The organism is Streptococcus lishijunsis (genome assembly GCF_047290665.1).
GTDB lineage: Bacteria > Bacillota > Bacilli > Lactobacillales > Streptococcaceae > Streptococcus.
The window spans coordinates 16,530-27,553 of sequence record NZ_JBLBUC010000022.1; the positions used below are offsets into that span (position 1 = coordinate 16,530).

The 11,024-nt window shown below is 40.2% G+C and carries 6 protein-coding genes and 1 pseudogene; all 7 read left to right on the forward strand.

All coding sequences use genetic code 11. From position 1 onward, the window contains the following. Positions 1 to 3: 3 nt before the first annotated feature. A complete protein-coding gene (locus ACLN19_RS07820; protein ID WP_413385067.1) occupies positions 4 to 6,285 on the forward strand; it encodes a PBECR4 domain-containing protein in 6,282 nt (2,093 codons plus the stop codon). Positions 6,286 to 6,360: 75 nt separating this feature from the next. Beyond that, positions 6,361 to 6,639, forward strand: coding sequence for a transcriptional regulator (locus tag ACLN19_RS07825; protein WP_413385069.1), 279 nt, complete (start codon positions 6,361 to 6,363; stop codon positions 6,637 to 6,639). A 158-nt stretch (positions 6,640 to 6,797) separates the two neighbouring features. Continuing rightward, a complete protein-coding gene (locus ACLN19_RS07830) occupies positions 6,798 to 7,235 on the forward strand; it encodes a plasmid mobilization protein (protein WP_413385071.1) in 438 nt (145 codons plus the stop codon). Beyond that, a complete protein-coding gene (locus ACLN19_RS07835) occupies positions 7,177 to 8,811 on the forward strand; it encodes a helical hairpin domain-containing protein (protein WP_413385073.1) in 1,635 nt (544 codons plus the stop codon). Before ACLN19_RS07830 ends, ACLN19_RS07835 begins: the two co-directional genes overlap by 59 nt. After that, positions 8,808 to 10,061, forward strand: coding sequence for a site-specific DNA-methyltransferase (locus ACLN19_RS07840; protein ID WP_413385075.1), 1,254 nt, complete (start codon positions 8,808 to 8,810; stop codon positions 10,059 to 10,061). Before ACLN19_RS07835 ends, ACLN19_RS07840 begins: the two co-directional genes overlap by 4 nt. Positions 10,062 to 10,192: 131 nt before the next feature. Continuing rightward, positions 10,193 to 10,495 (forward strand): hypothetical protein, encoded by a 303-nt coding sequence (locus ACLN19_RS07845; RefSeq protein ID WP_413385077.1) that lies wholly within the window; start codon positions 10,193 to 10,195, stop codon positions 10,493 to 10,495. Positions 10,496 to 10,675: 180 nt separating this feature from the next. After that, positions 10,676 to 11,024 (forward strand): annotated as a pseudogene (locus ACLN19_RS07850) (ISLre2 family transposase); the annotation flags it as partial.

The window sequence follows — 11,024 nt, forward strand, 5'->3', positions numbered from 1 at the left end:
TTTATGGCAAAAACAGTTAAAGAATTAAAGCAGTTGTCTATGATTGATGTAGCTCGAAGTTTAGGGATGGAATTAGAGCGATTTAGCTCTTATGGTTACCAATGGAAGGAACATCCGTCCTTAAAAATCAATACTAGAGAGAATTATTTCAATTGGTTTTCTCGCTCCAAAGGAGGCGATGTTTTTAAATTAGTTCAGTATATTCGTGAAGAACAGACAGGTACAATGCCTAGCTTTAAAGAAGCTAAGCATTTTTTAGAAACAGGCGACTTTTCCTTAGCAGAAGAGGTCAAGCCACAACCCAAAGAGCCTTTTTCTTACTATCTAGCTCAGTATGAGACGGACTTCAAAGAAGCTAGAGATTACCTGCATCAGGAGAGGGGCTTGTCTCATGAAACCATTGACTTCTTCTTAGATAAAGGAGTTGTGGCACAGGCTACTAAAAAAACAGGAAACGTCTTAGAACCTGTCATTGTCTTTAAGTCTTTTGATAGGTCAAAGAAGCTCGTAGGAGGCTCACTACAGGGCATTAGAGAGGATTACGACCTACATGAAAGAGGACGGCTAAAGCAAATCATGCGGGCTTCTGACGGCTCTACAGGGCTGAATATCGATATCGGAGAGCCTAAACGGCTTATCTTTGCGGAAGCGCCTATTGATCTGATGAGTTATTATGAGCTTCATAAGGATAGTTTAGAAGATGTAAGGTTGGTGGCTATGGATGGGCTAAAAGAGGGGTCTGTAAGCCGTCACGTTGCCAACCTCTTCTATGAGCGGGGTATTATCCTATCGCCTGTAGAGAGCGCTAAACAGGGGGCATTTTTGGCGAACACAGCCAAGACAACTAATGTCCTAGAGTCATATCAGGATTTGATTACGTTAGCTGTTGATCATGATGAGGCAGGGCTTCGCTTTATCAAGCGTTTGGAAGATAAAGGGATACCTTTTCAAACAGCGCTTCCCGCTCTAAAAGAAGGGCGAACAAAGAGTGATTGGAACGATATTTTGAAAGCTTCCAAATATCCTCAAGTTAAGGAGTTATCCGAAACGGTGCTTATATCCTCCAAAGCCCAATCCTTAATTGATGACAATCGGGTTAGTCAATGGAAGAAGCAACCTAATCTTTATTTTGTTAGAGGTCTTAGACGGACGGCTCTAGAGTTGACAAAAGAGGGCATCTTTATTGAGTCAGATCGCTATCCTGCGAAAACGCCCGAAGATAAAGAAAAACTAGCAGAGCTTCTTAGCGGGCAAGAACCTATTGTACAGCCTGCTTTAGTAAAAAAAGAGAAGCCTGTACCTCTTGAAGCTGAGGTTGAATACCTTTCGACGGTTTATTGGAAGGATTTACCTCCTAATATTCAGTCTAGTAAAAAGGTGCAGGAATTACTCGGTCAAATAGAAGGACTAGGTCAGGAGGCTTATTTTTGGGTAACAGAGGACGATATAGGGCAACCTGCAGAAGTCGTTTCAAAGCTAGATGACTGGTTTTCGTCAGGACGAGTAGATGACGCTTATGAAAGTCTTTTTTTTGAGCTGACGGTCGGCGATAACACCTATATGCTTGATTTTAAAGGCGGAGATCCATCGCTTCAAGATATGGAAGGATACGCTTATCATGTATCTGAGCGCATTCATCAAGAAGGGCTTGAGCCTGTGATTGTTGAGTTAGAGTCTGTTATTGATGATTTTAATCAAACTAAAGAGGACATCACTCAAGCAATGGATCAACAGATAACACAATGGCTCGGCGAAAAAGAACTATCAGAGCCCACCCCGACTTATCGTTATCACGTCATGTTTAGGGGTTCAGACAATGATACTTTGTCGTCACGCTTTATGGCAGGTGAGCATTATACTTATGATAATTTTGTTTCGGCTCTTTATCCTGAAAATGAGCGTTCAGCTGGGGCAGATGTTAGTTCGCAAGAAGCACGCTTCGACCTCTTTATTATTTCTAATGAAACAGGGGAAGTTGAGCAGATAGCGGATATCTCTTATAGGCTCGGTAAAGAGACGCAAGTCTTATCTGATAAGCTTCAAGGTCTTACAGATAAGGACTTAACAGCTTTATCCCAAATAGACCACAGTCTAGAAGGGTTTTCAGAACGTACAAAAAAAGCCCTTGATAATATTCAAGAGCAAGAAAAAAAGATTGAGAACATACTCGGGGATTTTTCTGATGAGAATCAGAAGGCAGCACCTCTACCTGAAGCGAATAACTCGCAACCTTTGAATGACTTGTCACCAAGTCAAACTCAGTCTCAATCTTTACTTCATTTTACCATAACAGATGATTCTCAGTCAATCTATAAGAAGCATTATCATCCAGTCTCTCAAAAAGAATTACGGAAACTAAATAGATATGCTCCTCAAATCCAAAAAGTAGCCAGTTGGTACTTAGATACATTATCAGATAGCACGGTGACTTATTTCTTTAAGAACGAGAAAGATGTGGCTTCAGTTAATATTCGATTTGAGAAAGCGAATTTTATGCATTTGACTGGGATAGCTCCTATAAAGGAAGGACAAACACCTGAAAATACTCTGGAAGATTTTGTCAATGGTAGAGGTGAATTTGACAATATTCTAATAGCGAATAAAGGGGCGACTTTTAGTAAGTTGCAAGTTTTACCTGAATTAGAAGCTATTATTGATTCTAAGTCTTTCTATTTTTCTGATTTAAGTGATATTGAAAAGTTCAAAAAAATAGATTTGTCTAAAGCAATTAGAGCCGAGGACAGAGATTTATTGTTAGCTTTCAGAACGGTAGATGATGAGGTTTTTCCTGCTTCTTTAATGAAATTGGGACGTTCTTTAAATAGTTTGCTAGATAGAACAGGGCAGGGCAAGACTATTCTGGGTGTTTACCGTGAACGTGACGGTAAGATTGAGCAGTTGGCTATTAATAATGACTACATCAAGGATGGTGGTCGTGAGATGATGGCTATTTTAGAAAATAAAGAGTACGAGGAGATTGTTATGTACAAACAAATGACAAACTTAGAATTAGAACAAGGCATTGAGACTTTGTCAAAACAAATTAAAGAAGTTGTAGTTGATAGGGATAACTTTTTGATGACAAATAGTCTCTATCTTCTTATCGTTTTGAAAGAGCTAGATATTCCTTTTGCAGATATTGGCACTAAAGTATTGAGCGATGTCGATGCTGAGGTTTTGGGCGATACTGATCCTGAAGTGTTAAATGGCTATCGTTCTGCTTTTGAGAAGATTTCGTCTTTCTCTCCAGATATTGAAGAATTACCAAAACAAGCAGATTTTCGTCAGTTGATGGAGGATACAGGTTTTATTCATTATCGAGTACCTACTCTTTCTGATGAGGCTAATATGGAACGATTGGCTTTTGCGATTGCTAATGTCAATGCTAATGTTAAGGATTTAGATTACCTTGTTAGGGCGACACGTGATGTAGCCTTAGAGATGTCTAGTTGGCACTTTGAAGGGCGCTTTACAGAAGATGAGATGCTTCTGCCGTTGCGATATGCTCTATTAGAGGAGATAGCTGGGCAAGCTGAGAGGTACGTCGGTAGCTTTATTATGTTAGATGAAAGTCAGATAGACGAGGTTGTATTGCGGACGGTTCAGGGGTTCGAGACAGCTAAAGAAGTTGAGTTAGAGCCTGCAAAGGATAGCACTGCTTTAGAAGAATTCCTAGAGGCTCATCTGCCACAAAGTGCTATGGATGACAAGCCTAAAGAGCCTTGGACAATGCTCGAGTGGTTTGACTGGGAAGAGACGACTGAGCCTATTAGTGTTCCTTGGACTTATGATGATTTGGTTTCTTATGCATTTGAAACGGGTAGGAATTTAGATTTCTTGAATGATGATTATCCTCAATTAAACTGGACACAGCTCGCTCAATCAGGTGTTAGGTTTAGTGAGATAATGGAGTTAGCAGAGTACAGAGGGATTGACACGTCTATTTTATCTCAGGTTATATATGACGAGTTGCTTGAGACAGATTTCTTTGTTGACGTTGTTTGGTCTAAAGCAGAAGTTATCTACCAAGAGAAAGTGGAAGAGCTAGAAAAGGAGAAGGAAGCTACTCAAAGTCCTAATGAGGACAAAAAGTATAAGCTACTTTCTACAGACTCCATTGAAGTTGATGGTCACACGCTTTATCGCATCGAGGCGTTGAGGGATTTTGGCAAAGTTAAAGCTGGTGATCTTGGTGGTTATATTGAAAGTGAGGTAAATTTATCTCATTCTAGTGAATCTTGGGTTGCTGGTAATGCTAAAGTTTTTGACAATGCTTTTGTTTATGATGATGCTGAGGTTTCTGGTGATGCTAAAGTTTTTGACAATGCTGAGGTTTCTGCTGGGGCTAAGGTTTTTGGCGATGCTGAAGTTTTTGGCGATGCTGAGGTTTTTGGTTTTGCTAAGGTTTATGATAGCGCTAAGGTTTATGATAAAGTTTGGGTTTCTGGCGATGCTGAGATTTATGGTGGGACTGAAGTTTTTGGCGATACTGAGGTGTATGGGATTGCTAAAGTTTATGACTTTAGATTTTTTGGCGATGCTAAGCTGTATAATGAACAATCCGTCAATGAGTATGTAACAGCTTATCATGAACGATTAGATGTCGCGCCTGAGTTAGAAAAGTTTTATGAAGCTAGAGTTGGATCAACACCTCTCTCTAACTGGAAGAGAGAGGAGCGATTCCTTATGAGAGATTTAGAAGAGCCTATTAGTGTTCCTTGGACTTATGATGATTTGCTGAAACAAGCTTTTAATCATGGGCGCAATTTAGATTTCTTGAGTGAGTCTTATCCTCAGCTTGATTGGAATGCCTTGGTTGATGTTGGTTCTGATTTTGAGGGACTGATGGATAAAGCATCAGAAGCAGGAATCTCAGTTCCTGAATTATCAAAGGCTATCCATAATGAATTCTATGATACAGCTTTCTTTTTTGACTTTATGTTAAGGAAAGCTCGCGATGCTTATCAAGAAAAAGTATCAGAAATGAAACGCGAGAAACCTCGTAATTTTTTCCAACGCATCCAAGATAGGGTTCAGAACTTTTTTGAGGATGAAGAAGCGAGAACAACTCAAGTTCTCAGAGAAGAGCTGGTTGTTGATACGGATGGTGATGGTATTCCTGATGAAGTGGAACGTCGTCAAGGAACTAATCCTTACAGTCCTGATATGGACGGCGATGGCAAATCAGACGCTGAAGAGATTGGTTTTGGCTCTAACCCTCTTAAAGCTGAACCTGAAGAAGAGACGAAAGAGACAACGCAAACTGTGTCGGAATTGATTGCCAATAAGGATACTGCTGGTCTTACAAAGCACCTCAAAGAAGGTGTCAAAGACTATTTTGATTCAGAGACTTACAAGGATTATTTGACAGCCGTTTCTAAATTACATGACTACTCTCCACGCAACATCCGATTGATGTTAGCTCAAAATCCAAACATCACAACAGTGGCTTCTTATAACTCTTGGAAGACTAATTTTGACCGTCAGGTCTTAAAAGGTCAGAAAGGCATTAAGATATTTGCGCCACAAATTCATAAAATCAAAGACCCTGAAACGGGAGAAGTCCTAAAAGATGACGAGGGTAATGATAAAACACGGGTCGGATTTAAGATGGTAACGGTCTTTGATATCTCTCAAACAGAAGGAAAAGACTTGCCGAGTCCAGTCAACGAGTTAAACGGTTCTTACGAGGATTATGCTAAGCTTTATCATGCGACATGTTCGGTTGCTGAAGCTAATAGCGTGAAGGTTGTGTTTCAAGATAGCTCTGAAATATCTGAAGGTGTTAATGGTTATTTTAATCCAGAGGAACATAAAATCGTTCTGAAGAAAGGACGTTCTGAGCAGGATACTCTACGAACATTCTTTCACGAGCTGGCACACTCTGAGTTGCATTCTAACGATAAGACCGAAGACCAAGCAATCTCACGAAGCACTGCCGAGCTTCAAGCAGAGTCAGTTGCTTTTGTTGTAGCTAGTCACTACGGAATTGATACAAGTTCTTATAGTTTCGGATATCTCGCTTCTTGGACGCAAGATGAAGCAGGTCTAGCTGACCTTGAGGCGCAGATGACTATCGTGCAAGAAAAAGCGAGTGACTTGATTAAGCGCATTGATCATACACTTGAAACTTACAAGACAAAAGAAGCGATTAAGAGTCCTGTCCAAGCTAAAATAGAAGAGGTCAAGAGCAGAGCATCTCAATCTAAAGAGACTAAAGAGAAAGAAGAGGCGCAGTCTGCTACAAAAAAAGCCCAAGCCAGCAAGAACGAGATGAGCCTGTAGAGACATCTGCAGACGACTTTCTTGCTGAATTATCAATAGGCTTTATGGCAAAACGACCGCAGAAGGAGAATGAAGATGATTGATACAGTTGAAACAATTTTACTACAAAGTCTATACGACTTTGATGGGGCACGCTACCATGAGCGTACTGACTACTTAGGCGCTAAGCGCAGAAAGATGATTGCGCTTCTAGATGAAGACCTCGAAGGCTTAGAAGGCATGGATGATAGTCTGGTCGAAGATTACAAGACTACCATTGAGTACCTCGAGTCTATCTCAGACCAAGACTATGAAACCATCAAGACAGAGCTCGTCTGGTCATGTGAGCAGATAAACGCTGGTGCGAGCGACTAGGGGTTTGGGGATTTCCCCAAAGATTTACACCAACTTAGCACAAAACAAAGGGCAATCTTGCCCTTTTTGTTTTGGCTAAAATGGGGTAAAAATGGCAAGGTGATATCACCGTGCTAATCTTGCCAGAACAAAAATAAGAATTATTGAGAGGTTAGAGAATGAGTGATTCAAAAAAGTTATATCGTAATATTCAACGTATTGTTAGGCTAGCGCCTGAAGAAAATGAGTTAGTCAAAAAGCGAATGGAGAGCTTTGGGTTCACTAACTTTAATACTTACGCTTGCTATATGTTGATGACGGGTCAGGTCATTACTGTTGATTATTCAGAGTTGACTAAGTTAAGAACAGAGATTAATCGGATTGGGGTCAACATCAACCAGTTGGCTCGTTATGCCAATACAAATGACAAGATAAACTTATCTGATTTTCTTGAGTTACAATCTTCTGTTCTCAAGATTAGTCAGTTAGTGGATGATACCTTTAAGAATGAAGCTAGTCTGCTTCAAGACATCCACCAACAATTGAAGGAGGGTGACTATGGTAGTAACCAAGGTCAAGCAGATCAAATCTTACAACAATTTGAAGAGGGCAGTTAAGTATATTCTAGATGATGAAAAGACACTTTATAAAACAGTCACTGATGATGACGATGTCATTTTCCCACTTGTTTTTGTGGATGGTGAACCTGTCTCACAGCTGATCTCTAGCCATTTGATTGTTAATCCCAAGACAGCTTATGAAGAGATGAGACAACTCAAAGTAACAGCTAATCTTCAGAAAGGACGACCAATCAATTATGAAGAGTTGGCCTCAAATGATGTCTTAGCCCATCACATCATCCAGTCCTTTGCCCCCGATGATGATCTTACCCCTCAAGAGGTTCATGCTATTGGTCGTAAGACAGCGATGGAGCTGACTGGCTCTAAACATGGTTTTGTCATTGCCACTCACATGGATAAGGGGCATCTACACAACCACATTATTTTTAATTCGACCAATTCTGTCACACTTAATAAGTTCAGATGGCAGAAACAAACAGCTAACAGTTTGTTTAATATTTCAAACAAACATGCTGAGCTTGCTGGCGCTAAAGTGCTTGAACAAAAATCTTTCGGTCACAAAGAATACTTAGCTTATCGCAGAAAGAATGTTTTTAAGTTAGAGATTAAATCACGTCTTGATTTTCTGATAAAGCACTCAACCAATCTTGAGGATTTTAAAGCTAAAGCGGAAAGTCTTTCTTTGTCTGTAGATTTTTCAGGCAAGCACGCTAAGTATTGTCTGCTGGATAGTCCTCAAGAACGAGCAACTCGTGATCGTACCTTATCCAAACAAGGGCGTTACTCGTTAGAGCAGATTGCTGAGCGAGTTTCAAAAAATGAAGTTGTCCTACCTTTAGAGGAAATCAAATCAGAGTACGACAAGCTTCAAAAAGAAAAAGCAGATGACTTTGAAATTCAGGTTAAGATTGAACCGTGGCAGGTTGATTCTGAAACGAAGTCAGGCATTTATCTTCTTATGCAGTATGGCGTTGCCAACCAAGGGACAGTTAAAATCCCTAGTCACATGATTGATAAGCAGGACGATGATAGTTTTATCCTTTTCATCAAGAAATCAGATTTTTTCTATTTTATCAACCCAGATAACTCAGAATCTAACAAGTTCATGAAAGGCTCGACTCTTATCAACCAGTTAGCTTACGAGAGCGGTGAGTATATCATGAAGAAGAACCCTAACATCTCTAAACTCAGTCTATTAGTTAAAGAATATAATTATTTAGTCAGTCATGGCATCTCAGACTCAGATCAGTTTCATGACCTGCATGATCGTTTCATCGATCAAATCAAAGAAACCCAAGCGACCCTAAAAGAGCTTGATGCTAAAATTGAAAAGCTCAATAAAATAACGTCTGCTCTTGAGGATATCAAGTCAGATACGCCAGTCAGTCGTCAGGTAGCCTTGGACATTTTAGAGTCACTTCATGTCTCTCCTCAAGCTAATAGTGATGATATTAAGAAAGAAATGATTGAGGTTAGCTTCGAGAGAAAACTGCTTAATGAAAAATTCGATCAAGTCGTCAAAGACTTCACGCAATACAAACGTGTTAAAGACAATGCTCAAGCAAGACGTCTTGAGACGAACAAACAAAAAGAGGAGGAGCACTCATTATGAAATTAGAAATGATTGCCATCAAGGATATTGTGCCTTATGAAACCAACGCAAAGAAACACCCTAGATACCAAATCGACCAAATCAAAGAGTCTATTGAGACTTTTGGAAACAACGACCCAATCGCTCTTGATGAGAATAATGTCATCATTGAAGGTCATGGTCGCTATCTCGCCTTATCAGAGTTAGGTGTTGAGGAAGTTCCTGTTATTCGATTGAGCCACTTGTCTGAAGAAGGTAAGCGGGCTTACATCCTAGCGCATAACAAAATTACACTCAACACTGACTTTGATATGGATTTACTCAAGCAAGAGTTGACTACTATCCTAGATATTGACATGGGACAGTTTGGTTTTTCGACTAACATCTTGTCGTCGCCTCTGACTACTGATAAAGAGGAGGTGGAGGACGAGAACGATGAAGAGATCGAAGAGCCAGCTGAGCTTGGCACGCTTTATCAATTGGGACGTCACAGACTCATGTGTGGTGATGCCACCAATCCTGACCATCTCAAGCGGTTGTTAGGTGATAAGGTAGTTGACTTGTATGTGACAGACCCACCCTACAATGTTGCATACACTGGAAAAACAAAAGAAGGGCTGACTATCGAAAACGACCAAATGGATGACCATCGGTTCGAGCAGTTTTTGTCCGATGCCTTTCAAGCGGTCAACCCCTTTTTGAAAGATGGTGGTGCTTATTATATTTGGCATGCAGACAGTCAGCGTGTTGCTTTTTCAAATGCAGTCACTTCTACTGGCTGGCTCATTAAGCAGTGCCTGATTTGGGCAAAGGATACTTTTGTTCTTGGTCGACAAGATTATCAGTGGCAACATGAACCTTGCCTTTATGGATGGAAAGAAGGTGCTAGCCACTACTTTATCAAGGACTTTAGTCTCTCGACCATTCTAGAGTCAGACCTTGAGTCTAAAAGTAAGGCTGATCTCATAGATATTATCAAGCACTATCAAGAGCAACAGGCGACATCTATCCTGCGAGTCAATCGTCCGCAGAGAAATGCTGACCACCCGACGATGAAGCCTTTAGCGCTTATTGAACGTTTGGTTCGTAATTCAAGCAAGCAAGGCGAGCTTGTCTTAGATTCGTTTGCGGGGTCTGGCTCGACCCTGATGGTTTGCGAGAAGTTGGGACGAGTCAACTACTCGATGGAGCTTGATCCAAAATATGTGTCTCGTATCATTAAACGCTTTGAGCTTGAGACTGGCATCGAAGCAGTTAAGGTCGATGTATAAAAATACAAGGAAATGAGCTTATTTTGAAATTGAACCACGAGTGAACCACGAGAAAATTTTGAAATGAAGGCTTATTTTGTATTTTATTCAGTTTAAGAAAGAAAAAATACATTTTTACAAAGGAGAATATAATGGCAAATAGTAGTAATTTGATTCCTATTCACAAGCGCTCTAAGAGTGAACAAAAAGCAATTAGTCAAAAAGGGGGGGCTAATTCTGCCAAAGTCAGACGACAAAAGGCTGACTTAAAGCGAGCTTTTGAAGCGTTATTAAGCGCTGATGTCAGTAATGAGCAGATGAAAGGCTTTCTGGTGTCTTTAGGCTATGAGCCAACAAACGAGATGGCTTTGGCTTTGGTTGTCTTACAAAAAGCTTTAAATGGTGATATCAAAGCCTTTAGCCAGATTAGCGCTTTGATTGATGATAAGAAATAATAAATGACCTGCACTGTTTTATGCAGGTCATTTATTTGTATTTAGATGTTTTGAAAAAATAATGAGCAAATGATACCCTTTTTGTTCTGAAGTAGTGTAAAATAGACTGTTATGTTTGACGAGTCTAGTTTTACGCAAGAAATACAGAATCACAAAGAAGAGTTATTTTTGAAGAAAATTATGGATTATGAAAAACATATTGCCCCTCTGATGCGAGCCAAGGGCTATACTCGCATAAACGAGACTGAGCGCACAGTTGTCTTTACGTTTGGTCAGATGACTTTCAGTAGAAGTCGCTGGCGGAGAGGTGATAGAACCTCCTGTCCAGTTGATGACTGGCTAGGATTAGAGAAGTATGTGCGTTATTCATCTTACTTTATGTATCATCTAGCGTGTCACGCTTCTATGATGCCTTATAGGCAGGTCTGTCGTTTGGTTAAGAAAGCTTATGGCTTAGACATCACCAAAGATGCCGTCCTAAAGGCTGTTAAAAGAGTAGATAGTTTGCTTGATGATAAAAAGCGTTATC

What these genes read in the sequence shown, in the direction of transcription:
- ACLN19_RS07820 (WP_413385067.1), top strand. Translation starts at nt 4, where the DNA reads ATGGCAAAAACAGTTAAAGAATTAAAGCAGTTGTCTATGATTGATGTA.
- ACLN19_RS07840 (WP_413385075.1), top strand. Translation starts at nt 8,808, where the DNA reads ATGAAATTAGAAATGATTGCCATCAAGGATATTGTGCCTTATGAAACC.
- ACLN19_RS07835 (WP_413385073.1), top strand. Translation starts at nt 7,177, where the DNA reads ATGGTAGTAACCAAGGTCAAGCAGATCAAATCTTACAACAATTTGAAG.
- ACLN19_RS07830 (WP_413385071.1), top strand. Translation starts at nt 6,798, where the DNA reads ATGAGTGATTCAAAAAAGTTATATCGTAATATTCAACGTATTGTTAGG.
- ACLN19_RS07825 (WP_413385069.1), top strand. Translation starts at nt 6,361, where the DNA reads ATGATTGATACAGTTGAAACAATTTTACTACAAAGTCTATACGACTTT.
- ACLN19_RS07845 (WP_413385077.1), top strand. Translation starts at nt 10,193, where the DNA reads ATGGCAAATAGTAGTAATTTGATTCCTATTCACAAGCGCTCTAAGAGT.